Raw genomic sequence first — 24,931 nt, forward strand, 5'->3', positions numbered from 1 at the left:
GGCTCGGCAGGGTCGATATCTCATGGGGGTTCCGCTGCCTCGCGCGACAGCTAGCGTAAAGGCCAATGGTATTAATCTTCTCGACAGCTGGCTCAAGGCAAAACACTGACAAGACGTGCAATAGATAACCGCCAGGACAAAAAGCTCGCCCTTACAGCTTTCAGCAAGGCATCCGGAGAGCCTACCCTTTGAAGCAACGTTTCTTGGTTAACCAAGCGTTTCAGTTTCCAGTTCACAGAAGACAATAGCAACAAAAGCTGGCGCTGCTGTTGTGTACAACAATGGCAAAGGGGTGGCGGGCGCGCCGAGACAGTTTCACTGTCTCGGCGCGCCCGCCCGGATCGGATCGCTTTGCGAGCCGCCCCCTGATCTTTCAGATCAACAGCGTCTTCAAAACGGAACATCATCCTGAGCGGTGACGTTACCTGGGCCACTTGCTGAAACAAAACGGGCAATCACTTTCTTACTTCCGGCTTTTTCAAAGTTCACTTCCAACTTATCCCCCTCAATGCCGGAAATATCACCATAGCCAAACTTCTGGTGAAACACTCGCTCACCGAGGGTGAAACTGGATGTCGCTGTCAGATCAATCACTTGACCCTGCGCAGATTTTGCTTGGGAAGCACTCCGCTGCGCCGAGCGCGCCTGCATACGCTTCCACCCAGGTGAGTTATAGCCATCCGCCTGCGCGACCTTTGCATCAATTGTCGAGCGCACCGTTTCTGCACCGCTGGCCGCAGCGCCATAGCCGCCACCATAAAGCCCAGGTGGTGTCAGCACCTCCACGTGCTCCTCAGGCAATTCATCGACAAACCGTGAGGGCAGTTGTGACTGCCATTGGCCAAAAACACGCCGGTTGCCAGCAAAGGAAATGGTACAAACCTCCTCGGCCCGGGTGATACCCACATAGGCGAGACGGCGCTCTTCCTCCAAGCCCTTGAGGCCGCTTTCATCCATGGAACGCTGCGAAGGGAACAAACCGTCCTCCCATCCCGGCAGAAACACTGCCGGGAACTCCAGCCCCTTGGCCGCGTGCAGGGTCATGATCGAAACCTTCTGATCCGAATCCTGCTTGTCATTGTCCATGACCAGGCTGACGTGCTCCAGAAACCCCTGGAGGTTTTCAAAATTCTCCAGCGCCTTGACCAATTCCTTCAGGTTCTCCAGCCGGCCTGGGCTGTCCGGGTTTTTATCCGCCTGCCACATGCCGGTATAGCCGCTCTCATCCAGCACGATCTCTGCCAGCTCCATGTGAGAGACATCCGCATCCCCCACCATGCGCCCCCAACGCGCCAGATCATCCACCAACCGGCGCAAAGCAGCGCCACCTTTGCCCTTGATGGCACCCGCCTCAACCGCAAGCCGGGCCCCTTCCACCAGAGAGACCCCGTTTTCCCGAGCAAAGCCCTGGATGGTTTGCTGCGCCTTATCGCCAAGGCCGCGTTTGGGGGTATTCACAATCCGCTCAAAGGCCAGATCATCATCTGCCGAGGTCACCATGCGAAAATAGCCCATGGCATCGCGGATCTCGAGCCGCTCGTAAAAGCGCGGACCGCCAATGACGCGATAAGGCAGACCGATGGTCAGGAAGCGATCTTCAAAGGCGCGCATCTGATGCGAGGCCCGCACCAGGATTGCCATATCATTCAACCCGATGGGGCGCTGACCGCGGGTGCCGCGCTGGGTCGCCTCGATCTCTTCGCCAATCCAGCGCGCCTCTTCTTCGCCGTCCCAATGACCAATAAGCCGGACCTTTTCGCCGCCCTTGGCCGCCGTCCACAGCTCCTTGCCCAAGCGACCGGAATTGCCACTGATCACCCCGGAGGCGGCCGCCAGGATATGTTCGGTTGAGCGGTAATTCTGCTCCAACCGCACCACTTTGGCTCCGGGAAAATCCTTCTCGAACCGCAGGATATTTCCCACTTCAGCACCACGCCAGCCATAGATCGACTGATCATCATCACCAACGCAGCAAATGTTTTTGTGACCGCCCGCCAAAAGCCGCAGCCACAGGTACTGGGCAATATTGGTATCTTGATACTCATCCACCATGATGTAGCGGAACCAGCGCTGGTACTGTGCCAAGATATCGCTATGGGTCTGAAAGATTGTCACCACATGCAGCAGCAGATCGCCAAAATCGACGGCATTGAGCTCCAGCAGGCGGCGCTGGTACTGAGCATACAGCTCTGGCCCACGATGATTGTAAGCGCCCGCCTCTGAGGTCGGCAGCTTTTCCGGCGTCAATGCGCGGTTTTTCCAGTCATCAATGATCCCCGCCAGCATCCGCGGCGGCCAGCGTTTTTCATCGATCCCTGCAGCGCGGATCAGCTGTTTGAGCAGCCGGATCTGATCATCTGTGTCGAGGATGGTGAAATTGGATTTTAGATGCAGGGTGCTGCGCCGACGTGGTGCCGCCGATGCTCCCAAATCCCCATAGGGGTTCGGGTTTTCCGATTCCTCAACCTCTTCGACAACCGCATCCGAATTTGGCACCGCCTCGCCGCAAATCAGCTCCGCATGGCGCCGTAATAGTTTCACACAGACCGAGTGAAAGGTACCCAGCCAGGGCATGCCCTCGGCTGGCTGGCCCAGCATCCCCCCGACTCGCTCCTTCATTTCGCGCGCCGCCTTATTGGTAAAGGTCACCGCCAGGATCTCATTGGTGCGGGCTGAGCCGGTGTTGAGCAGATGCACAATCCGCGCCGTCAGCGCCTTGGTCTTGCCAGTGCCGGCACCTGCCAGCATCAGGACAGGCCCATTCAGACATTCCACCGCCTCTCGCTGGGCAGGATTCAATCCATCAAGATAGGGGGTAGGACGGGCCGCCATGGCCCGCGACGACAGGGAGGCGCCGTCAAAGGCGTCCATTTCATCAAAACTGCTCATGCCCGTAACTCTAGCGTGATTCAGCACCCGAGAAAAGAGGGTGTTCGCATTCTGTTCACAAAACAGACTTACCCTAATCTGCTTCGAATTCTAAGAAAAGGTGGCGAACTCACAGCCCGAAATACAACCGCTCTCCCCCTTTCGTAACCGGATCTTTAACACTCTCGGCGCATTCTGACCAAGAATAGCTAAGTCAGGTGCATTATGAATAACGAGTTGAAGCATACGATTCAGGGGAAGTTGCGGGGCCTTTTCCTGCTGCTCCTGCTTCTGGGCATGGCCGCCGGATCGGTCTGGGCCATTATTGCCGTCCCTGCCCCCGTTGTTGACCGTATGTTGGAGGCAGATATTCGTCAGGAATCGCAGCTCTGGCAACGCCGGGTGGTCCTGCATATGGAAGATCCTGAAACTGCTTTTGAAGAAAGCTTTATCTCCCAGGAAGATGCAAAATATCTGAACCTCATGCCCGAAGCCTCGGATGTCTATCGCTTCCGCATGCTGAACAGCGACGGCATGATCTTCTGGTCCACGCGACCCGAAGAGATCGGCGAATATGAGACTCGTGTCCATTTCGACACCATTGTTGCCCAGGGTGAGACCTATTACCTGCATGAGCCCCAACCCGCCTCCGAGATTGATGGCATTCTGATGCATGTGGCCAACAGCCATGCAGCAGGAGTACGCGAAGTGGTCGAGATCTATGTTCCCTTGATGCACAACGGCCATTTTGATGGCGCCATCGAGTTCTTCACCGACATCACCGATCGGCGCAATACCTTCATCAACCGCGCTCGCGCCTCTCTTATTGTGCTCACTACAATTGCGCTGGTGGCGCTCTCCGTGGCTGTCTACATGACCTTCAGCGCCAACCGCATGCGTCTGAAACAGTTAAATGACCGCAATGAGAGTGAACGCGCCATTCTGGACGAGCAACTGCGTCTGGCGCGTGAAGTCCAGCTGCTTGGTGAGCTGAATGAATGGCTGCAATCCAGCCGCTCGCTGGATGAGCTGTTTGACATGGTGGGCAGCTTCATGACCCACATCCTGCCGGATGCTGAGGGCAGCGTTTACGTCTATTCCAACTCTCGCGATGTGCTGGATGGCTGCGCTAGCTGGAACGGCGGCACCCATAAAGAGCATATCCACCCTGATGAATGCTGGGGGCTACGACGCGGGCGCACATATGAATATGGGACCTCCGAGGTCGACTTTGTCTGCGAACATGTGGATGACCATGATGGACGCCCCTACTATTGCTTCCCAATCCTTGCACATGGTGAAACTGTTGGCCTGATGCACCTGCGGGCAGCCCAAAAAGACGGCGAAGGCTTCAAGGCAAGCAAGAAACTTGCGCAGATGTGTGCCGAGCAAATCTCCATGGCCATTGCCAATGTGCAGATGCGCGATCAATTGCATGATCAGTCTGTGCGTGACCCGCTTACCGGTCTGTTCAACCGCCGCCATATGAATGACACCCTGCGCAAACTCATCAATGCGAGCCAGAGTTCGGGCAAAAAGCTCAGCCTCATTGCCGTTGACGTCGATCACTTTAAGAAGTTCAACGACAACCATGGTCACGACGCAGGCGATATGGTCCTGCGTGCGGTCGGGTCGGTACTGGAACAGGCCTGTGATGCCGATGACGTTGCCTGCCGCCCAGGCGGTGAGGAATTCACCATGATCGTCTCCGGCAACAGCCAAGAAGATGTCATGACCAAGGCTGAGCTGCTGCGTCAGGCGGTTGAAGCCATTGTTGTGCGCTATGGCGAAAAATCCCTGCCACGGATCACCATATCGCTGGGCGTGGCCCATTACCCAGCGCATGGGACCATGCCGCAGGACCTGCTGCGGGCCTCGGACGATGCCCTCTACGATGCCAAGGCAAAGGGCCGCAACCAGGTCTGCATTGCCGCAGGCGCAGAGATAGAGCCGCGTGCCTCTTTTGAGCAGGCCCCGCACCTGGGACCAGAGCAGCCCGACGACAGCGCCGTGGCCTGACGCCCTCCGCTGACGATCTAACCCTCCCTCTTGCCAATTTTCCATCTCCGCTTATCAATGCGGGGATGGATTTACATCAAAACTACCCAGGTCTTTGGGACCTGCGCGCGCGCGCCAAAGCCCGCCTCCCCCGGTTTGTCTGGGAGTACCTCGACAGTGCCACCGGTGCCGAGGCCACTAAGCACCGCAATCGCGCCGCGCTCGACCAGATTGGTTTCCTGCCCTCGATCCTGCATGGTCCGCAGGAAGTGGATCTTACGACCTCCTTCCTTGGGCGCGATCTGCCGCTGCCCTTTGGGATTGCACCACTGGGCATGTCCGGGCTGATCTGGCCTGACGCCGAGGGGCATCTGGCCCGTTTTGGCGCCCGTTCAGGCATTCCCTATGCGCTCTCGACCGTTGCCAGCCAGTCGCCCGAAGACCTGGCCCCGCATCTGGGCTCAGAGGCCTGGTTTCAACTATATCCACCGAAGGACGAAGATATTCGCCGCGACATGCTGGAGCGCGCCCGCAAGGCCGGGTTCAACACGCTGGTGTTAACCGTGGATGTCCCCGTGGCCTCGCGGCGGGAACGCCAGGTGCGCTCGGGTCTGACACAGCCGCCCCGCCTCACTCCGCGCCTACTGGCGCAGGTTGCCCAATGCCCCACCTGGGCTATCGGCATGGCCCTGCAACATCGCGGGCAAGGTGGGATGCCGCATATGCGGACCCTGGACAAATACATCACCGAAAACAGCAAAGGTCTCTCCTCGACTGCGCATATCGGCTACCTGCTGCGCACCTCACCGGATTGGGACTATGTGAAATGGCTGCGGGACAATTGGCAGGGGGCCTTTGTCATCAAAGGGGTGATGCGGGCTGAGGATGCAGCCCCTCTGGAACAGATCGGCGTTGATGCACTGTGGGTGTCAAACCATGCAGGGCGCCAGTTCGATGCCGCGCCCGCCTCGATCGAGGTGCTGCCGGAACTGCGCGCCGCGACCTTCCTGCCGCTAATTTTTGACAGCGGCATTGAAGGCGGATTGGACATCCTGCGCGCGCTGGCGCTGGGGGCGGATTTTGTCATGCTGGGACGCGCCTTTCACTTTGCACTTGCAGCATTGGGCACGGCGGGGCCAGCCCATCTTTGCGACATTCTACGCAAGGATCTGGAGGCCAATATGGGGCAGTTGGGGCTGCGCTCCCTCTCAGAGTTGAAGACTTTGCAAATTCGCAATCTTGCGTTACAATCAAACCCTGCAGACCTAAATGCCTGAAACATGTAGCAAAGCCTGCGAGCCATTTGCCCCTCTCACCCAACAGTTAGAGGGGGTGAATTTGCGCTGCGGCACATATGTCAGGAGTGGTGACCGAAGATTCGCAACACCAGCAACCGCCTAAAATTAAGGCAGTTTACAAACGGGTTTCTGCTGCAATTCAGGCAACAATGCTGCGTCTGCACAAAAAACTGACGAATTTTGGCCGTATGCGAGCGCAATCATGCCGCAGATACCCAATACTACGGCTATACCCGTCGCTAAGATGTAACTAACACTTCGCCAACCCTAGACTACTCCGAGGAACGACAATGCCTGATTTCAAGAAAATCCTGATTGCCAACCGAGGCGAAATCGCCATCCGCGTCATGCGTGCCGCAAATGAAATGGGCAAGCGAACCGTTGCCGTCTATGCCGAAGAAGACAAGCTGGGCCTGCACCGCTTCAAAGCTGATGAAGCCTACCGCATTGGCGAGGGCATGGGTCCGGTTGCCGCCTATCTGAGCATTGATGAGATCATTCGCGTCGCCAAAGAGTGCGGCGCTGATGCGATCCACCCCGGCTACGGCCTGTTGTCGGAGAACCCGGATTTTGTCGATGCCTGCGCCCGCAACGGCATCACCTTTATCGGCCCCAAGGCCGAAACCATGCGCGCCCTGGGCGACAAGGCCTCGGCCCGCCGCGTGGCCATCGAGGCTGGCGTGCCAGTTATCCCGGCGACCGAAGTGCTGGGCAATGACATGAAGGCCATCGCAGATGAGGCCGCAGAGGTGGGTTATCCGCTGATGCTCAAGGCCTCCTGGGGCGGTGGTGGGCGCGGCATGCGCCCCATTCACGGCCCGGATGAGCTGGAAGAGAAAGTTCTGGAAGGCCGCCGCGAGGCCGAAGCTGCCTTTGGCAATGGCGAGGGCTATCTGGAAAAGATGATCACCCGTGCCCGTCACGTCGAGGTGCAAATCCTCGGCGATAAACACGGCGAGATCTATCACCTGTTTGAGCGCGACTGCTCGGTTCAGCGCCGCAACCAGAAAGTCGTGGAACGCGCGCCAGCCCCCTACCTCTCTGAGGAACAGCGTGCCGAGATCTGCGAGTTGGGCCGCAAGATCTGTGCCCATGTGAATTATGAATGCGCCGGCACCGTTGAATTCCTGATGGATATGGAGAGCGGCAAATTCTACTTCATCGAGGTGAACCCCCGCGTGCAGGTGGAACATACCGTCACCGAAGAGGTCACCGGCATCGACATCGTTCAGGCGCAGATCCTGATCGCCGAGGGCAAGCCCATTGCCGAGGCCACCGGCAAGGCCGCGCAGAGCGAGATCCGCCTTAACGGTCATGCGCTGCAGACCCGCGTCACCACCGAGGATCCGCTCAACAACTTCATTCCCGACTATGGCCGCATCACTGCCTATCGCTCGGCCACGGGCATGGGTATCCGTCTGGATGGCGGCACCGCCTATGCGGGCGGGGTGATCACCCGCTATTATGACAGCCTGCTGACCAAGGTCACCGCCTGGGCGCAGACCCCGGAAAAAGCCATCGCCCGTATGGACCGCGCCCTGCGTGAGTTCCGGGTCCGCGGTGTCTCCACCAATATTGCCTTTGTTGAGAACCTGCTGAAGCACCCGACCTTCCTCGACAACAGCTATACCACCACATTCATCGACAACACGCCGGACCTGTTCCAGTTTGCCAAACGTCAGGACCGCGGCACCAAGGTGCTGACCTATCTGGCGGATATCTCCGTGAACGGTCACCCCGAGACCGAAGGCCGTGCCGCCCCTGCGGCAGATCTGAAAGAGCCTCGCGCCCCGCATGTGGCCCCAGCGCCACTGCCCTATGGCACCCGCAACCTGCTGGAGCAGAAAGGCGCCCAGGCCGTAGCCGACTGGATGAAGGCTCAGCGCCAACTGTTGCTGACTGATACCACCATGCGCGATGGCCACCAGTCGTTGCTGGCCACCCGGATGCGCAGCCATGACATGATCAAGGTCGCCCCTGCCTATGCACAGAACCTCAGCCAGCTGTTCTCGGTTGAATGCTGGGGTGGTGCGACCTTTGATGTGGCATATCGCTTCTTGCAGGAATGCCCCTGGCAGCGTCTGCGCGATCTGCGCGAAGCCATGCCCAATGTGATGACCCAGATGCTGCTGCGCGCCTCCAATGGCGTTGGCTACACCAACTACCCCGATAATGTGGTGCAGGAGTTTGTCCGTCAGGCCGCCGAGACCGGCGTCGATGTGTTCCGGGTGTTTGACAGCCTCAACTGGGTGGAAAACATGCGCGTCGCCATGGATGCGGTGGTCGAGAGCGGCAAGCTCTGCGAGGGCACCATCTGCTACACCGGCGATATCCTGGACCCCAACCGCGCCAAATATGACCTGAAATACTATGTCGGCATGGCCAAAGAGCTGGAGGCCGCTGGTGCCCATGTTCTGGGTCTGAAAGACATGGCTGGCCTGCTGAAACCCGCTGCCGCCCGTCAGCTGGTCAAGGCGCTGAAAGAAGAGGTCGGCCTGCCGGTCCACTTCCACACCCATGATACCTCCGGCATTGCAGGCGCCACCATTCTGGCCGCTGCGGATGCTGGCGTCGATGCGGTAGATGTGGCCATGGATGCCTTCTCAGGCGGCACCTCGCAGCCCTGCTTTGGCTCCATCGTTGAAGGCCTGCGCAACACCGACCGCGACACAGGGCTGGATATCGCAAAGATCCGCGAAATCTCCGACTACTGGGAGCAGGTCCGGGCGCAATATGTGGCCTTTGAATCCGGCCTCGCCGCCCCGGCTTCCGAGGTCTATCTGCATGAGATGCCCGGTGGCCAGTTCACCAATCTCAAAGCCCAGGCACGCTCGCTGGGGCTGGAAGAGCGCTGGCACGAGGTCGCCCAGACCTATGCCGATGTGAACCAGATGTTTGGCGATATCGTCAAGGTGACCCCCTCCTCCAAAGTGGTTGGTGACATGGCGCTGATGATGGTCTCCCAAAACCTCAGCCGCGATGAGGTGGAGAACCCCAGCACCGAGGTCTCCTTCCCCGATAGCGTTGTGGATATGATGCGCGGCAACCTTGGCCAGCCTCCCGGCGGCTTCCCCGACGGGATTGTTGCCAAGGTGCTGAAAGGGGACGCTCCAAACCTGACCCGCCCCGGCGCCCATCTGGAGCCGGTGGATCTGGACGAGACCCGCGCCGAGCTGAGCCAATTGCTGGAAGGCAAGGCTGTGGATGACGAAGACCTCAATGGCTACCTGATGTATCCCAAGGTCTTCCTCGATTACATGGGCCGTCACCGCCAATACGGTCCGGTCCGTACCCTGCCCACCCGCGCCTTCTTCTATGGCATGGAGCCCGGCGAAGAGATCACCGCCGAGATCGACCCCGGCAAAACCCTGGAAATCCGCCTGCAGGCTCTGGGCGAAACCGATGAAAAGGGTGAGGTCAAAGTCTTCTTTGAACTCAATGGCCAGCCCCGCGTCATCCGGGTGCCAAACCGTCTGGTCAAAGCCTCAACTGAAAGCCGCCCCAAAGCCGAAGCAGGCAATGCCGATCACATCGGCGCACCGATGCCCGGCGTTGTGGCCAGCGTTGCGGTACAGGTCGGCCAAGAGGTGCATGAGGGCGATATGCTCTTGACCATCGAGGCGATGAAAATGGAAACCGGCTTGCACGCCGAGCGTTCTGCCCGCGTCAAGGCACTGCATGTCAGTGCTGGCACCCAGATCGATGCCAAGGATCTGCTCATCGAACTGGAATGATCCGCATCAAAACGACGTAAAACGGGCGCCCTCCGCAGGAGTGGCGCCCTTTTTGCGCACCTTCGTCCCCACATGACGTCACGGGAAGCCCGCCCGATAGCGGCTTTCAGATCGGGAAAGCCTGCTATTCGTTAAGTTCTAAAAGCGAACTCTACAGGTTGCTTTGGTGTCACGACAAAACGGAGGAAAGGTCGATGTTAGCAATCACGTCTCTTTATGCTGGCGCAGCGGCGCTGATGTTTGTCTACCTGACGCTGGCTGTCAGCAGGTTGCGGATCAAGCACCGGGTCTCGGTCGGGGATGGTGACAATCGCGCCATTCTGGTGGCGATCCGTGCACAGGGCAATTTTGTCGAATACACGCCAATCGGCCTGATCCTGATGGCCGCCGCCGAAACCCAGGGGGCGCCCACTCTGGCCCTGCATGCGCTTGGCGCGATGCTGATCGGTGGGCGGCTGCTGCATGCCATTGGATTCACCAGGCACCCGCAAATCCTGATCCTGCGCCAAGCCGGCATTGTGTTGAACCTGGTTATGGTGCTGGCAGCGGGGCTCGGCATTCTGGCGCACGCGCTGCTTTGAACGCGACCGCCCCCCAGTGTCAGACATCCTGTCCCATGGACAGTTCTTCGGGCACGACCCTCTCCAGAGCGCGAATGGTCTTGACGTAAACTGGCGCGGGCTGGATCACCACTGGTCCGGCCCGGTTTTCTCTGCCCTGATCCCCCTGGCCGGGCATCAGCACCTTGGCCAGGACGATGGCAGCGATCAAAGCGCCGATGCGGATGTCGTCGAATGGGTTCCTGCGGGCAATCATCGAATTAAGCTCCCCTGTCTTGCATTGTTTAAAAGGTTGCACGCAGAGCCAGGCCCATTCCGTCGCCAAAAAGCGGGAAATTTTCCACCGCCCTGCAATTTTCCACTTGCAGCCCCCCCTTTGAATGAATATCTCACCGCTCACCGGATGGCAGCGCGGGCGTAGCTCAGGGGTAGAGCATAACCTTGCCAAGGTTAGGGTCGGGCGTTCGAATCGCCTCGCCCGCTCCATCAGGACACGAAAAGGCCACTCCTTCGGGGGTGGCCTTTCGCGTTCCAATAGGTGACCCTAGCAGAGCCTTGCGTGGAATCGACTTTGCGCTTAGGAACAGATCCAGAACACGAAAACAAGAACAGGCAGACCGCAGCACATGCTCACATCCGTAGAACTATGCGCAGGGGCTGGTGGTCAGGCTCTGGGGCTGGAACGCGCAGGCTTTGATCACACAGCCCTGGTCGAGATCGACAAACATTGCTGTGCCACCCTGCGCCACAACCGCCCGGACTGGAACGTGCTCGAAGAAGACCTGCGCCTCTTTAAGGATGACGCCAGCGCCTATAAGGGCATTGATCTCTTGGCCGGAGGCCTGCCCTGCCCGCCCTTTTCCGTTGCCGGCAAACAGCTGGGTGAAAAGGATGAGCGCAACCTCTTTGACGATGCCATCCATATTGTGGATTCCACCCGGCCGCGTGCGGTGATGATCGAAAACGTCCGTGGCTTTCTCGATGCCGCCTTCCATGATTATCGCGAAAAGCTGAAGAAACAGCTCTCCAAGCTCGGCTACGAGACCGACTGGCGCCTGCTCAACGCCTCCGATTACGGCGTGCCACAGCTGCGCCCACGGGTGGCAATTGTTGCCCTGCGCAAGGAGTATTCCGACCGGTTCAACTGGCCAGAGCCACTGCCCCACAACCCGCCCACCGTGGGCGAGACCCTGCTGGACCTGATGAAGGCCCGCGGCTGGCGTGGCGCCGAAGACTGGGCCGCCCAGGCCGATGAGATCGCCCCGACCATCGTGGGGGGCTCGAAAAAGCACGGCGGGCCGGACCTAGGCCCAACCCGGGCACGGCGCGCCTGGGCCTCATTGGGGGTTGAAGGGCGCACCATCGCCTATGAGGCGCCGGATCCCTTCCACAACGATATGCCCCGCCTGACGGTGCGCATGGTTGCCCGCATCCAGGGCTTCCCGGACGCCTGGCATTTCACCGGCGCCAAGACAAATGCCTACCGTCAGGTGGGCAATGCATTTCCGCCCCCCGTGGCCGAGGCCGTCGCGCGCCAGCTGCGCGAAGCCATCGCCCGCCCAGCCCTGCGGGTCGTTTCAAAATAGGCTGCCTGCAAAGGGTCGCAGTATGAGGTCTGGCCTACGCGCAGAGGTGACCTGCCACTATCACCTTTCTATAAATATTCAAATTCCCAGCTTTCGGCCCAGACCGAGGTAGATATGAAACGCAGCCTTCCGCCCAGCCTGATTGCCCAGGGACATCCGGATTATGACACCCTAAGCGCCCTGGCCACAGAGATCACCGCCCGTGCCGACGGCGCGCTGGAGCTGGAGCAGAGCTTTCCGGCGATGCTGCGGCGCTGCATCGATGATGTGATCATGACGCCCAAAACCGGGCGGCGCGCCTATGAAGAGCTGGAAAAGACCGAAAAGACCTATATCGGCACCCGTGTCGAAATAGAGCTGAGGGCGCTTCTGCGCCTGCCTCGCGGACGGCTGGACACTGAAATCCTGGGCCGTGACGTTGATATCAAAAACACCATGGGCAGCAACTGGATGATCCCCACCGAGGCGCTGGATCAACCCTGCCTGCTGGTGGCCGCCGACGAGGCCCGCGCCCGCTGCTATTTGGGGCTGATCGTGGCCCGCCCCGCCTATCTGACCCGAGGCAAGAACAAGGATGGCAAGGGCTCCATCTCTGCTGAGGGGTTTTCTCATATCCTCTGGCTGATCTGCGATCACCCCTACCCGGCCAATTTCTGGCGCACACAGAACCCCGAAGTGGTGGCTGAGATTTTTTCACAGGGCACCGGCAATGCCCGTATGGTCAGCCTGTTTCGCCTGATCCAGAATCAACCCATCGCCCGCGATGTGGTCGAGGCCGTGGCGCAGCAAAAGGATTTCATGCGCCGCATCCGCTCCGACAAAGGACGCGGCACCCGGGACCTGCTGGAACAAGAGGGCATTCTGCTGCTCTCTGGTCAGTATGACAACCAGCTGATCAAGGCGCTGGAACTGCCTCATTGCAGCGGCGCGGAGTTCATCTCCTGCACTCCACAGGGAGAGCAACAGCAGCGGCTGGCCGAACAGGTTGGTTTCAGCCGCAATCAAAGCCCACACGCGCCACAAACATCACCCCAGATTGGTGAGATCAAATAATTCTCGCCCCTCTGGTCACTTTCCCTCTTGCGGCCTCGCTGGGGATTGCCTAAACACCGCTTCACCAAATGTAGCGCGGGCGTAGCTCAGGGGTAGAGCATAACCTTGCCAAGGTTAGGGTCGGGCGTTCGAATCGCCTCGCCCGCTCCATTTGGACCAAACAGGCCGCCAGATGCATATCGCATCGGCGGCCTTTTTGTTTGCCTCGCACCCCCTTCTGCGCTGCAATCAGCTTGCGTCACCGCGGTGCAAAAAACTCTCCCTCCCCGTCACTTTCCCTCTTGCGGCCCCTCCCGGCTTTGCCTAAACACCGCTTCACCAAATGTAGCGCGGGCGTAGCTCAGGGGTAGAGCATAACCTTGCCAAGGTTAGGGTCGGGCGTTCGAATCGCCTCGCCCGCTCCATTTGGACCAAACAGGCCGCCAGATGCATATCGCATCGGCGGCCTTTTTGTTTGCCCACTGTCCTGGTGTTTTTTGACTAAAACAATCCCGTGCTCCCGCCTCGGGGAAATTTTGATCAAATTCCTTTGACCTCTCCAGTAAAACAAGACAAAGCTAGCCGCAACAGCGTGGCACCCCAGCGCCTCGCCTCTTCACATTACCTTCGCCCATGTCCCGAAAACATGCGCCCAACCAGAGGAATTCCACAATGGCTCCAGTCGTTTACCCTACCACAAACCTCACCGCGACCGAACAGATGTGCCTGGAACGTGGCGAGGGAATCTATGTCTTTGATAGCGAAGGCAACAAATACATCGAAGGCTTGGCCGGCCTGTGGTGCACCTCGCTGGGCTACAACAACACAGAGGTGGTCGAGGCCATCACCGAGCAGTTGAACAAACTGCCCTTCAGCCACACCTTTGGCGGCAAGACCCATCAGCCGATCATCGACCTGGCGGAAAAGCTAAAGGCCATGGTGCCGGTAGAAGACGCCTATATCTTCTTTGGCAATTCCGGCTCGGATGCCAATGACAGCCACTACAAGATGCTGCGCTACTATTTCAACGCCATCGGCAAACCGGAAAAGCGCAAGATCATCACCCGTGAGCGCGGCTATCACGGTGTCACCGTCGCCGCCGGCTCGCTGACCTCGCTGCCCGCCAACCTGGCGCATTTTGATGCCCCTGTTGAGGCCCTGAGCATCCTGCGCACCGATGCCCCGCATTACTACACCGGCCGCAAGGGCAACGAGACCGAAGCGCAGTTTGTCGACCGCATCCTGAAAAACCTCGAAGATCAGATCCTGGCGGAAGACCCCGACACCATCGCCGCCATGGTGATGGAGCCGATCACTGGCGCCTCGGGTGTGATCGTGCCGCCAGAAGGCTACTACGAGAAGCTCCAGGCCCTGCTGCGCAAACATGGTATTCTGGTCTGGGCGGACGAGGTGATCACCGGATTTGGCCGCACCGGCGCCGATTTTGGCTGCACCACCATGGGCATCAAGCCCGATCTGATGACCTTTGCCAAACAGCTATCGTCGGCCTACTTTCCGATCTCGGCCAGCATCATTCCCGGCTGGATGTACAAGGAAATGATCGCTCCCTCAAATGAGGTTGGCGTTTTTGGCCATGGCTACACATATTCCGGCCACCCCGCCGCCTGTGCCGCCGCGCTAAAAACGCTCGAGATCTACGAGCGCGACAATCTGTTTGAGCACGCAGCCGAAGTGGGTGACTACATGCAGGCCCAGCTGCGCGAGATCTTTGCTGATCACCCGCTGGTGGGCGAGGTACGCGGCAAGGGCCTGATCGCAGCGCTGGAACTGGTATCGAACAAAACCACAGGTGCGACCATTACTGGCGGCAAGGGCGGCGCCACCGCGGTCAAGGCCTGCCAAGACAATGGCGTGATCCTGCGCGCAGTGGCGGGCAATGCCCTGGCCTTCTGCCCACCGCTGATCATCACCAAGGCTGAGATCAATGACATGCTGGCCCGCGTCAAAACTGCGCTGGACAGCAGCTATGACAGCCTCAAGGCCGACGGACTGCTCAACGGCTGATCCTCCACAGGTTCAAACAAAAACGCCCCGGATAACTTCCGGGGCGTTTTTTTGTTGCATGCTGATGTTAGCAATTTTGGCTCAGAAGACCTTGAAGGTCATGGTGGTCAGCGAGCGCTCAATATTGGGGATCACCAGCAGGTGCTCGTTGATGTACTTGCCCACATCCGCATCCGAGGGGATATAGAGCTTCATCAGGAGATCATATTCACCGCTGGTGGAATAGAGCTCTGAGTGAATTTCGCGCAGGGCAATTTCCTCGGCCACGGAATAGGTGGTGCCGGGTTTGCAGCGGATTTGGATGAATACGCAGGTCGACATGGGGCGTCCCTCTGGTCTTTTGGGTCAAGTGATTTGCCGCCCAAGCTGGCATGCAGAGCCGCCGGGCGCAATGGTCGCAGCTCCTCCGGGCAACAGAGAATGGCGATTGCCCCGCTAGGGCCTTGAGCCAGCCCCCCTCCCCACCCTATAAGTGGCGCGCAGATAGCAAGGAATGCCCATATGCGTAGCGCTAAGATCACCCGCCAGACCGCCGAAACCGAAATCAGCGTTGAGATCAATCTCGACGGGACCGGCTCTTATGACAATCAGACCGGGGTAGGTTTTTTTGACCATATGCTGGATCAGCTGGCGCGCCACTCGCTCATCGACATGACCATCCGCGCCAAAGGGGACTATCATATCGACGACCACCACACGGTCGAAGACACCGGCATTGCTCTGGGCCAGGCGCTGGCGCAGGCGCTTGGCGACAAAAAAGGTATCCGTCGCTACGGCGAATGCCACCTGCCGATGGATGATGCCCAGGTACGCTGCGCCCTGGATCTGTCCGCCCGCCCCTTCCTGGTGTGGAATGTCGAAATCCCGACGCAGAAGATCGGCAGCTTTGATACCGAGCTGGTGCGCGAATTCTTTACCGCCTTTGCCACACATGGCGGTATCACCCTGCATATCGACCAGCTGCATGGCTTCAACAGCCACCACATCGTCGAGGCCGCTTTCAAGGCCGTGGCGCGCGCCCTGCGTCTGGCAGTGGAAACCGATCCGCGCAAATCCGACGCCATCCCCTCGACCAAAGGCGCGCTCTAGCCGCGCCACTGGCGTGCACAGAAACCCAGACCTCAGGCCGGTTGCTCAACCGGCCTTTTTCTATCGCGCCCAAGCAACCACTCCGCCACCAACAGATTTGGCACCCAGCAGGCCCAGGCCACCAGCATATAGCCCAGCTCCTCGCCTAGGGTTGCAAATAGAAACGGCAGATAAAGCCGCAGGGTCACCGCCGCAAAGGTCAGCGCCCCGGATCGGATCATCCAGACCCGATGCTCTGCAATCCGCCCCTGCATAGCCAGCCAGATGCCCCGCGCTGTTGTGCCCAGCCACAAGAGCGCCAACAGGCCAAACCCCAGCCCGGCAACCAGCCCTGAGCTGGTGCCAATTGCCATGATCAGCCCGCCCAGGCCCGACACCAGAATGGCCAAACCATAGCCTCGCCCGATCCAGCGATGCAGGTGTGGACGCCGTTGACGCAGCCCCCGCCAAAACTGAAAGGGCAAAAGCGCCAATGCCACTGGCGCCAGGCCAATATGCGCATAAAAGGCCAGGGGGCGCTCCAGGGCGTGATAGGCGACAAAGGGCATGGAAAGCTCCACCCCAAGCAGAAGAAATCGCCAGGACGCCAGGGCGATCAACAAACACAAAATCCAAAAGGCACCGTTCCGCAGCTTTGCCAGGGTCGTAGAAAGGGACATGTTTCCTCCAACTTTACAATGTAAACTTTACACTGTAAAAATCACGCCACCTTGACGCTGTCAAGTTTGCTGTTATTCTACGCCTCAAATGACTGATATGACCGGAAAAAAACCACATCACCACGGCGATCTGCGCTCTGCTCTGATACAAAGCGGTATCGAGATCCTGACCGAATCCGGGCTCGAGGCTTTGACCCTGCGCCGCTGTGCTGCCCGCGCGGGTGTCTCTCATGCAGCGCCTGCGCATCATTTTGACGGGCTTGCCGGCCTGCGTGGCGCCATTGCCAAAGAAGGCTTTGGCCGCTTTCGCCAACAGATGCTGCGCGCCCGCGCTGCCGGGGGGCAAGACCCCAAGGGGCGCATTCTGTCGCTCTGCCGGGGCTACCTGGAGTTTGCCGTCGAAAACCCTGCCCTTTTTGCCTTGATCTTCAGCTGCGGTCCGATGTCCCAGTTTGAAGAAGACATGAAGGCGGGCAGTGCCACCGCCTATGGTGTCCTGCGCGAAACCTGCGCGCCCTTTGTGCCCAAGGATACCGATCCGGTGGTGATTGAAACCCAGGTCTGGTCGCTGATCCATGGGTTTTCCCACCTGTTTCTGGCCGGCACCTTCGGCCCCGGTCTTGGCCCGCCTGATCATCACCGGCTCTTTGCCCCGGTAATGGCCCTGTTGCAGGAAATTGGCACGGATCCCGCGCCAAAGTGACCAGCCCGCCTGCCCCGCACTTGACCTTTTGCCCAAATCAAGAGAGGTCTCAGGCACAAGCCCAAGAAAGCACTGGTCCCATGCTGACAGCCATCATCGACTATGAATCCGGCAATCTCCATTCTGCCGAAAAAGCCTTTCAACGGATGGCTCAGGAAATGAATGCAGGTGAGGTTGTTGTAACCTCCGATGCAGAGGTGGTGGCAAAGGCGGATCGTCTGGTGCTGCCCGGTGATGGTGCCTTTCCCGCCTGCGCCGCCGAGCTGCGCGGCCATAAGGGCATCTATGAGGCCATGGTCGAAGCGGTCGAGCAAAAGGGCCGCCCCTTTCTCGGCATCTGCGTCGGCATGCAGCTGATGGCGACAACCGGCCACGAATATCAGGACACCCCCGGCCTGGATTGGGTTGGCGGAGATGTGGTCAAGATCACGCCGCAGAACGCCAGTCTGAAGGTGCCGCACATGGGTTGGAACGACCTCATCCTCAACCAGCCGCACCCGATCTTTGACGGTATTGCCAGCGGCGACCACGTCTATTTTGTACATAGCTACCACTTCCGCGTCGCCAATGCAGCTGAACGCCTGGCCCATGTGGACTATGCAGGGGACGTCACCGCCGTGATTGGCCGCGACACCATGCTGGGCATGCAGTTCCACCCGGAAAAAAGCCAGGACATCGGCCTGCGCATGATCGGCAATTTCCTCACCTGGGCCCCCTAATACAGGTTGCGAGGCGGCGCGCTGACGCCCCCTTTCACCTTTCTACAAATATTCAAATTCCACCGTCCGCACAGGTCGAGGTCGCACCTGTTCTGCATGCCCTCAGCCCGAGGCGCGCAGCGACACCGGCGCCACCCCGTAGGTCTTGCGAAATGCACGGGTAAACCCCTCGGGCGAGCCATAGGCATAGCGGCGCGCCACTGCCTCCACCCGGTCTCCGCGGACCAGATCCTGATGTGCCAGCGTCAGACGCCAGCGCCGCAAGTAGCCCATGGGCGTCTCCCCGACCTCGGCGGTAAACAGCTCGGAAAACCGCGACAGCGACAGACCGGCCTCGGCGGCAAGGTCGCCATTGCTCCAGATCCGCCCCGGGTGATCATGCAGCGCCACAATTGCGCGGCTCAACCTCGGATCCGCCAGGCCGGCCAAGAGCCCCGGCTCAGTAGCCCCCTGCTCGATCTGGCTGCGCAGCAACCGCACCATCAGGACTTCGCCCAGGCGATTGACCACAGATTGCGCTCCACAGCGCCTGCCATTGCTCTCCGCCAGCATGACCCGCACCAGATCCAGGGTATCGCCGCTTGCTGTCAGGTCAAAATGCACCATATCCGGCAGGGCTGCCATCAGCGGGTTATGCCCGGCAACCCAGTCCACCAGGGCAGACATCAGCACCTGCTTTTTTGTCGCCTGATGCGGTCCGCCACGCGGATAGAATTTGAGACAGGTTGGCTCCTCAGCATCGCCAAGCGCCACCAGATTGGCCTGCGCCAGCGGCGCGGGGTGAACCGCAAGCTGAAACCGCTGCATCAGAGTTGTCAGCCTGTCCATCACTCCTCCCAATTCATCTCAGCCCAAATAGGCGCAGCTGCAGTTTACCCCTCCTCTCTGGATCAGCCAAGGCAATATCGGTGTTTCAGTTTGGTTTTCCGGATTTTTCAGTTGAAAAATCCTGGCATAAGCCTCCCATCAACATCATTCACAGGAGCCCACCATGCTTATTCCTCGCCAGAAAACTCCCGATCTGAACCTACCCCTTCTGGGTGGTAGCCAGTTTACCCTGGCCGATGAGGGCAGCAGCCGCGGCACCGTGATCTGCTTTTATCGCGGGTTGCACTGCCCGATCTGCGCCAACTACCTGAAAGAGCTGGAAAAGCGCGTCGCAGATTTTGCCGAGCGCGGCGTAACCTGCATCGCGGTTTCCTCTGACGGCGAAGAGCGCACCCAGGCCATGGCCGACAAGATCGAAGCCAGCGGCCTGCGCTTTGCCTATGACCTGCCGCTGGATGTGGCAAAATCCTGGGGGCTCTATATCTCCACCTCACGCGGCAAGACCTCCATCGGCATCGAAGAGCCCGCGCTGTTCTCCGAACCCGGCCTGTTCATGGTGACCCCAGAGCAGACGCTCTACTACGGTTCGACCCAGACCATGCCCTTTGTGCGCCCGCATTTCTCAGAACTGGTTGGCGCGCTGGATTTTGCCATCGCCAATGATTACCCCGCGCGCGGCGAATACACCGGCGAAGTCTAAACCAAACCCTATTCCTGCTGCACTCACTCACGGATCTAGCAGGCTAAACCGTCGCTATCTCTTTTTTGATAGCGGCGGTTTTCACATCTTACAGCCCGTAGATACAGAGACAATGGACAGAGCATGGCTTTGCGGGCATAGAGAGGCTCCCGCCAACCAAAGGCTCAGACCGCGCCCGTGCAGACCCGACTCGAAAAATTTGACTATGTTGACGGGCGCCACCGCTACTGCATTCTGCGGCTCAGTCAGACGCTGTTTGGCGAATGGTGCCTGGAACAGGCCAAGGGCCCGATTGGCGCCCCCGGCGGGCAGCAGATTCGTGTCTATTACCTCCAGCACTATGAGGCGCTGCAAAGCTTTGAAGCCATGCGCGACAGCCAGGTCAAACGCGGCTTTGTGCCCATTCCGGTGCAGCTGGGGCTGCTGTAACAGCCCCAACACAGGTTTTGACCGGTCAGCCGGTCAGATCACTTGACCCGCGTCCAGGTCTGTTTCGAACAGATCAATCCACCCGCAACACAGCCCCGCAGCGCCAATGAATTGCCGTTGAGGTCCATTTTGCCGGTGTAGATCTTGTCGTTCGAGGGCCGCCAGACCTCGCCGGTGTAATAGCCATCGCCCTGGGCAACCATATCGATCACCAGCGTCTTACCGATATTGGGAGAGCTATACTCGCCAGAGTCGTTAAAGGTCCGGGCGATTTTGCCACAGATCGCGGCACCACAGGGCGCCATGCTGATATGCGCGTATGACCCATCATCCGGCTGGGTCTTCCAGGTTCCCAGAATAGGGTCGGCCATGGCCGCGCCCGCAAGGGTGATCCCCGCCAGGGCTGTTGCCAGAAACATCTTCATCTCTTCTCTCCCTTTGATCTTGGTTGTTTTCTCATCTGTCACAAATTCTCTGCGCAGTTTTGATACCACAGTGACGCAGGCCCGGCTTTTCAGGCAAGGTTGACTTGGGGTCGCGTTGCAATTCAGCACAGCCTTGTGCAAAACATCGCTCAACAGATCGGGCCGGATCCCCTGGCCCAGACCGGCAAGACCAACACAAGGGCTGCGCAGATGATCCTCTACCCCGCAATCGACCTCAAAGACGGCCAGGCCGTGCGCCTGGTGCATGGCGACATGGACCAGACCACCGTGTTCAACGACAACCCCGCCGCTCAGGCGCTGGAATTTGTCAAAGCAGGCTGCGACTGGCTGCATCTGGTTGACTTGAACGGTGCCTTTGCCGGTGAGCCAGTGAATGCCGCCCCGGTAGAGGAAATCCTGAAGCAATGCAAAGTGCCTGCGCAGCTGGGTGGCGGCATCCGTGACATGAAAACAATCGAGAACTGGATCGACAAGGGGCTGGCGCGGGTGATCCTGGGCACGGTTGCGGTGGAAAACCCAGATCTGGTGCGCGAAGCCGCCCGTGAATTCCCTGGCAAAGTTGCGGTTGGTATCGATGCCCGCAATGGCCGCGTCGCCACCAAGGGCTGGGCGGAAGAGACCGATGTCATGGTCACTGACCTGGCAAAATCCTTTGAGGACGCGGGGGTTGCCGCCATCATCTATACTGACATCATGCGTGACGGCGCCATGAAAGGCCCCAATGTCGAGGCCACAGCGGCGCTTGGCAATGCGGTTTCCATCCCGGTGATCGCCTCGGGCGGTGTCTCCTCGCTGGACGATCTGCGGGCGCTGAAATCCTGCGGCGCACCTTTGAATGGCGCCATTTCCGGTCGCGCGCTTTATGACGGTGCAATTGATCTGGCCGAAGCTCTGGCCGTGATGAAAGGGTAAGTGCTTGAAGGCATTGCGATACATCAGCGCTACGATTTTTGTTCTGGCACCGCTTTGCCTTTGGACCGGAGTAATCATTGCCATAAAATGGCTCCAGGCAAGCAATCCAAGGTGCAGCTTTAACGGCGGCGGAGCTACTGGCTGCGGTTCATTTGGCAACTGGCTGTATGATACATCTATGGTCTTTGCCTTTTTCGGGATTATTGGACAGGTCATTTGGATCCTTCCCTCTTTAGGTCTTCTTCGCCTCTTCAGCCAGAGTTAACGCAATGCCCCAGACACAGAAGGTAGCTACCGCTTCCCTACCGAAATCCAGCCTGTTGTTTCAGCAACCGGCTGGCCTGCGCCCGGATGATTTCATGGATTGCTATGCCAAGCCCAGCACCCGCTCGGTGGACGAGGCTGCCGCGCGCGCCTTTACCTTCCCCGCCTGGGTCTCCGCCCTGATGCGGCTGCGCAATCTGCTGGTTGCTCCGTTCGGGCTCAACACCAAGATCACCAACCCCAATCGGGTTGGGATCTTCCCACTTGTCACCCGTTCCGAGACCGAGCTGATCCTCGGCATTGACGACAGCCACCTGGATTTCCGCATCTCGGTGTTGCGTCAGGAAGGCATGCTCTACTTTGCCACCTGGGTACGGACCAAGAATCGCTTTGGCCGCCTCTACCTGCGCCTCATCATGCCCTTTCATATCCTGATCGTGCGCAATGCCCTGACGCGTGCCTAGCTCCCCTTTGTGCCAGCCCCGCGCCCCGCTTGGCGCTCGGGTGCTGGTGTTTTCCCACCTCGCGTGGCATTGATCCGCCATATCCGCAAAAGGAAGTCCTGACGTGCTGAAAACCCGCATCATTCCCTGCCTCGACGTGGCCGATGGCCGCGTGGTCAAGGGCGTCAATTTTGTTGGCCTGCGCGATGCAGGCGACCCTGTGGAATCGGCCAAGGCCTATGACGCCGCCGGCGCAGATGAGATCACCTTCCTCGACATCCATGCCACCCATGAAAACCGTGGCACCATGTTCGATGTGGTGCGCCGCACCGCCGAGCAGTGTTTTGTGCCGCTCACCGTCGGCGGAGGTGTCCGCACCAAGGAGGACGTCCGCGCCCTGCTACTGGCGGGGGCGGACAAGGTCTCCTTCAACTCCGCCGCCGTGGCCAACCCCGATGTCATCGCCGAGGCCGCCGACCAATTTGGCAGCCAATGCATCGTCTGCGCCATTGACGCCAAAACCGTGAGCCCCGGAAAATGGGAGATCTTCACCCATGGCGGTCGTCGCCCCACCGGCATCGACGCCGTGGAGTTCGCCCGCACCGTGGTGGCCAAGGGTGCCGGGGAAATTCTGCTCACCTCGATGGATCGCGACGGCACCAAATCGGGTTTCAACCTGCCCCTCACCCGCGCCATTTCCGACGCAGTTAATGTACCAGTGATCGCTTCAGGTGGTGTAGGCACCCTGGATCATCTGGTCGAAGGCGTCACCGAAGGCGGCGCCTCCGCGGTGCTGGCCGCGTCCATTTTTCACTTTGGTGAGTTTACCATCCAGGAGGCCAAGGAACATATGGCCGCCGCAGGCATTCCTATGAGGCTGACATGAGCATTCTTCACACCCTTGAAGCGACCATCATCAACCGAAAATCCGCCGATCCCAAAAGCAGCTGGACCGCCAAACTGCTCGCCAAAGGGCCGGAAAAATGCGCCGAGAAATTTGGCGAAGAGGCCATCGAGGCCATTATTGAGGCGGTCAAGGGCGACAGGGAGAAACTGGCCTCGGAAGGCGCCGATGCGCTCTACCATTTCCTGGTGATGCTGGCGGCGCGCGACGTACCTCTGGACGCTGTGCTGACCGAGCTTGCCAAACGCCAAAGCCAAAGCGGGTTGGACGAAAAGGCCTCCCGCACCAAAGGCTAGATCTCCACGTCCCCAGTCATCGCCGGGTCAAGGGCCGCCCCATCGGCCGCGCGCCAGCGCGGTTTACCCTTGAGGCGGCAAACCCAATAGAATTGATCTGGCTCTCTGAGGGGCAGGACTGCCCCTCAGGGGCTTCTCAGCAAATCCCTTTGCCGGGCCGCAGGCCCGGCTGGGCCCAACGGGGGAGGATCAATCTTTGATTGCTCCGAGACGGGCGGGAGCCCCCCGCCCCTTTTCTGCCGCTAAAGTTTGGAAGAGATTATTCCGGTGGCAAAGCCGCCCATGCGAAGCTCGCCAAACAGGCGTTGGTATTCGATCTTGGGGCAGCGGTTCTGGATCACATCAACCCCGCGCGCCTCGGCCTTGGCGGCGGCCTCGGCGTGCTCAACGCCGATCTGCATCCAGATACATTTCAGGTCAGGAAACACCTCCAGGGCCTCATCCACGATCGGCGGCACCGCCTCAGAGCGACGAAAGATATCTACCATATCCACCGGTTCCGTAATCGCGGAAAGACTGGGCTGAACCAGCTCTCCAAACAATCGCTTGCCTGCGTGGCCGGGATTGACCGGAATCACCCGATAGCCTTTGAGGCCTAAATACCGCGCCACATAGTAGCTGGGGCGGACCGGGTTCATCGAGACTCCCACAACGGCAATGGTTCGGTTGCGTTGCAGAATCGATTTCAAATGGCTGTCGCTATAGTCTGGCATGCCCTAGACCTAGCCGCTGTACGCACTTCCGCCTAGCCCTCAAACGACAGAAAACTGACGCAATCGACCCAAAAAGGATGCAGCTCGGCACCCGCCCTAAAAAGGACGCCCGGAAGCAAAAGCTCCGGGCGCGAGGTATGGAACGAGGGACAATGAAATGATCTACGGTGGTTCCACTCCGCAGTCCCTATAGATGTAGGCGGGCAACAGTGAAAAAAAAGATGCTGACCGGTCTTTTTTTCGTGAAATCAGACAGTCCTGCAAAGCCTCAGTCGCGCAGAACCGCCGGCCAATTGCCCCGGGCTGCCTGCAGTAGTTCTCGGGCCTCCTGCTGCCAGATGGCCTGAACAGAGGCGTTGTTCAGCAACAACAGCTCGCCATCATCAATCCGCCAGAGCCGGGGATCACCAGGGGCCAGATAGCCCTGCGACATGGCATAGGCACAATAGCCGCCAAACACCGGAGCATAGGCGCGAGGGTTCGCCTCAAACCGAGCCTGATTGTCCAAGGAGACAAAGCGCCAGACAACGCCCTTCCACATCAGGGCATGGTTCTGATGGCCCACTACGGCCCCCTCACCCTGGAAAAAGGCCACCACATCATAGCCATCCAGCGCGACACCATTGCGCGCAGAAAAGATCGGCACTTCTGCCCGCACAGAAAGCGGCGCAAAGGAGACGATCAGTGCCAAAGCAACAAGGATAGGGCGCAGAGCCAAGGGAACC

24 protein-coding genes and 3 tRNA genes are annotated in these 24,931 nt (G+C 59.2%); 19 read left to right on the forward strand and 8 right to left on the reverse strand.

Features of this window, described 5'->3' with window-relative positions; genetic code table 11:
- Nucleotides 1–390: 390 nt before the first annotated feature.
- On the reverse strand, nt 391–2,889 hold the full coding sequence (locus ED661_RS17220; RefSeq protein WP_122075376.1) for an ATP-dependent helicase: 2,499 nt from the start codon (nt 2,887–2,889) through the stop codon (nt 391–393).
- 204 nt (nt 2,890–3,093) lie between these two features.
- On the opposite strand from ED661_RS17220, the gene ED661_RS17225 reads away from it, so the two are divergent.
- The 4 genes from ED661_RS17225 to ED661_RS17240 all read left to right on the forward strand — a co-directional run bounded on the left by ED661_RS17225 (nt 3,094) and on the right by ED661_RS17240 (nt 10,479).
- On the forward strand, nt 3,094–4,887 hold the full coding sequence (locus ED661_RS17225) for a sensor domain-containing diguanylate cyclase (RefSeq protein WP_122075378.1): 1,794 nt from the start codon (nt 3,094–3,096) through the stop codon (nt 4,885–4,887).
- A gap of 65 nt (nt 4,888–4,952) precedes the next feature.
- Complete coding sequence (locus ED661_RS17230; protein ID WP_122075380.1) at nt 4,953–6,143, forward strand: alpha-hydroxy acid oxidase; 1,191 nt, start codon at nt 4,953–4,955, stop codon at nt 6,141–6,143.
- Nucleotides 6,144–6,454: 311 nt separating this feature from the next.
- Nucleotides 6,455–9,898, forward strand: coding sequence for a pyruvate carboxylase (locus ED661_RS17235; RefSeq protein WP_122075381.1), 3,444 nt, complete (start codon nt 6,455–6,457; stop codon nt 9,896–9,898).
- Between the two features lie 194 nt (nt 9,899–10,092).
- The gene (locus ED661_RS17240; RefSeq protein WP_122075383.1) at nt 10,093–10,479 is read left to right on the forward strand and encodes an MAPEG family protein; all 387 of its coding nucleotides are present in this window, start codon (nt 10,093–10,095) and stop codon (nt 10,477–10,479) included.
- A gap of 19 nt (nt 10,480–10,498) precedes the next feature.
- On the opposite strand, the gene ED661_RS17245 is transcribed toward ED661_RS17240, so the two are convergent.
- Nucleotides 10,499–10,714, reverse strand: a complete 216-nt coding sequence (locus ED661_RS17245) for a hypothetical protein (protein WP_162930160.1) — start codon at nt 10,712–10,714, stop codon at nt 10,499–10,501.
- Between the two features lie 155 nt (nt 10,715–10,869).
- Between ED661_RS17245 and ED661_RS17250 the strand changes: the two genes are divergently transcribed.
- The 6 genes from ED661_RS17250 to ED661_RS17275 all read left to right on the forward strand — a co-directional run bounded on the left by ED661_RS17250 (nt 10,870) and on the right by ED661_RS17275 (nt 15,101).
- A tRNA-Gly gene (locus ED661_RS17250) sits at nt 10,870–10,944 on the forward strand.
- Nucleotides 10,945–11,084: 140 nt separating this feature from the next.
- A complete protein-coding gene (locus ED661_RS17255; RefSeq protein WP_122075387.1) occupies nt 11,085–12,044 on the forward strand; it encodes a DNA cytosine methyltransferase in 960 nt (319 codons plus the stop codon).
- A gap of 114 nt (nt 12,045–12,158) precedes the next feature.
- Nucleotides 12,159–13,097 (forward strand): NaeI family type II restriction endonuclease, encoded by a 939-nt coding sequence (locus ED661_RS17260; protein WP_122075389.1) that lies wholly within the window; start codon nt 12,159–12,161, stop codon nt 13,095–13,097.
- Nucleotides 13,098–13,172: 75 nt separating this feature from the next.
- A tRNA-Gly gene (locus ED661_RS17265) sits at nt 13,173–13,247 on the forward strand.
- A gap of 179 nt (nt 13,248–13,426) precedes the next feature.
- Nucleotides 13,427–13,501, forward strand: a tRNA-Gly gene (locus ED661_RS17270).
- 247 nt (nt 13,502–13,748) lie between these two features.
- The gene (locus tag ED661_RS17275; protein ID WP_122075391.1) at nt 13,749–15,101 is read left to right on the forward strand and encodes an aminotransferase; all 1,353 of its coding nucleotides are present in this window, start codon (nt 13,749–13,751) and stop codon (nt 15,099–15,101) included.
- Between the two features lie 81 nt (nt 15,102–15,182).
- On the opposite strand, the gene ED661_RS17280 is transcribed toward ED661_RS17275, so the two are convergent.
- Nucleotides 15,183–15,422: an Lrp/AsnC ligand binding domain-containing protein gene (locus tag ED661_RS17280; RefSeq protein ID WP_009809036.1), complete on the reverse strand. Its 240-nt coding sequence runs from the start codon at nt 15,420–15,422 to the stop codon at nt 15,183–15,185.
- Between the two features lie 180 nt (nt 15,423–15,602).
- Between ED661_RS17280 and hisB the strand changes: the two genes are divergently transcribed.
- Nucleotides 15,603–16,190: an imidazoleglycerol-phosphate dehydratase HisB gene (hisB, locus tag ED661_RS17285; protein WP_122075393.1), complete on the forward strand. Its 588-nt coding sequence runs from the start codon at nt 15,603–15,605 to the stop codon at nt 16,188–16,190.
- Between the two features lie 32 nt (nt 16,191–16,222).
- Here the strand turns inward: hisB and ED661_RS17290 are convergent, their stop codons facing one another.
- Nucleotides 16,223–16,849, reverse strand: coding sequence for a DUF2306 domain-containing protein (locus ED661_RS17290; RefSeq protein WP_122075395.1), 627 nt, complete (start codon nt 16,847–16,849; stop codon nt 16,223–16,225).
- Between the two features lie 97 nt (nt 16,850–16,946).
- Here ED661_RS17290 and ED661_RS17295 point away from each other — a divergent pair, with 97 nt between their 5' ends.
- Together ED661_RS17295 and hisH are read left to right on the forward strand one after the other, a co-directional pair.
- A complete protein-coding gene (locus ED661_RS17295) occupies nt 16,947–17,552 on the forward strand; it encodes a TetR/AcrR family transcriptional regulator (RefSeq protein ID WP_254054872.1) in 606 nt (201 codons plus the stop codon).
- An 80-nt stretch (nt 17,553–17,632) separates the two neighbouring features.
- Nucleotides 17,633–18,271, forward strand: a complete 639-nt coding sequence (hisH, locus tag ED661_RS17300; protein WP_122075399.1) for an imidazole glycerol phosphate synthase subunit HisH — start codon at nt 17,633–17,635, stop codon at nt 18,269–18,271.
- Between the two features lie 102 nt (nt 18,272–18,373).
- Here the strand turns inward: hisH and ED661_RS17305 are convergent, their stop codons facing one another.
- Nucleotides 18,374–19,099: an AraC family transcriptional regulator gene (locus ED661_RS17305; RefSeq protein ID WP_122075401.1), complete on the reverse strand. Its 726-nt coding sequence runs from the start codon at nt 19,097–19,099 to the stop codon at nt 18,374–18,376.
- A gap of 163 nt (nt 19,100–19,262) precedes the next feature.
- Between ED661_RS17305 and ED661_RS17310 the strand changes: the two genes are divergently transcribed.
- Both ED661_RS17310 and ED661_RS17315 read left to right on the forward strand, forming a co-directional pair.
- Nucleotides 19,263–19,799 (forward strand): peroxiredoxin-like family protein, encoded by a 537-nt coding sequence (locus ED661_RS17310; protein WP_122075403.1) that lies wholly within the window; start codon nt 19,263–19,265, stop codon nt 19,797–19,799.
- Between the two features lie 177 nt (nt 19,800–19,976).
- The gene (locus ED661_RS17315; RefSeq protein WP_122075405.1) at nt 19,977–20,228 is read left to right on the forward strand and encodes a WGR domain-containing protein; all 252 of its coding nucleotides are present in this window, start codon (nt 19,977–19,979) and stop codon (nt 20,226–20,228) included.
- A 38-nt stretch (nt 20,229–20,266) separates the two neighbouring features.
- On the opposite strand, the gene ED661_RS17320 is transcribed toward ED661_RS17315, so the two are convergent.
- Nucleotides 20,267–20,653, reverse strand: coding sequence for a DUF2147 domain-containing protein (locus ED661_RS17320; RefSeq protein ID WP_122075515.1), 387 nt, complete (start codon nt 20,651–20,653; stop codon nt 20,267–20,269).
- A 210-nt stretch (nt 20,654–20,863) separates the two neighbouring features.
- On the opposite strand from ED661_RS17320, the gene hisA reads away from it, so the two are divergent.
- The 4 genes from hisA (at nt 20,864) to ED661_RS17340 (ending at nt 23,493) form a co-directional block, all read left to right on the forward strand.
- Entirely contained in the window at nt 20,864–21,586 is a 723-nt protein-coding gene (hisA, locus tag ED661_RS17325) for a 1-(5-phosphoribosyl)-5-[(5-phosphoribosylamino)methylideneamino]imidazole-4-carboxamide isomerase (RefSeq protein ID WP_122075517.1), read from the forward strand.
- Nucleotides 21,587–21,855: 269 nt separating this feature from the next.
- Nucleotides 21,856–22,314 (forward strand): DUF2867 domain-containing protein, encoded by a 459-nt coding sequence (locus tag ED661_RS17330; protein WP_122075407.1) that lies wholly within the window; start codon nt 21,856–21,858, stop codon nt 22,312–22,314.
- 103 nt (nt 22,315–22,417) lie between these two features.
- Nucleotides 22,418–23,179, forward strand: coding sequence for an imidazole glycerol phosphate synthase subunit HisF (gene hisF, locus ED661_RS17335; protein ID WP_122075409.1), 762 nt, complete (start codon nt 22,418–22,420; stop codon nt 23,177–23,179).
- The gene (locus ED661_RS17340) at nt 23,176–23,493 is read left to right on the forward strand and encodes a phosphoribosyl-ATP diphosphatase (RefSeq protein ID WP_122075411.1); all 318 of its coding nucleotides are present in this window, start codon (nt 23,176–23,178) and stop codon (nt 23,491–23,493) included. The genes hisF and ED661_RS17340 overlap by 4 nt, the downstream gene beginning before the upstream one ends.
- A 242-nt stretch (nt 23,494–23,735) precedes the next feature.
- On the opposite strand, the gene ED661_RS17345 is transcribed toward ED661_RS17340, so the two are convergent.
- Complete coding sequence (locus ED661_RS17345) at nt 23,736–24,206, reverse strand: CoA-binding protein (RefSeq protein ID WP_122075413.1); 471 nt, start codon at nt 24,204–24,206, stop codon at nt 23,736–23,738.
- Between the two features lie 268 nt (nt 24,207–24,474).
- A complete protein-coding gene (locus ED661_RS17350; protein ID WP_253279857.1) occupies nt 24,475–24,924 on the reverse strand; it encodes a YHS domain-containing (seleno)protein in 450 nt (149 codons plus the stop codon).
- Nucleotides 24,925–24,931 lie beyond the last annotated feature (7 nt).

The organism is Pseudophaeobacter sp. EL27, from assembly GCF_900313025.1.
Lineage (GTDB): Bacteria > Pseudomonadota > Alphaproteobacteria > Rhodobacterales > Rhodobacteraceae > Pseudophaeobacter.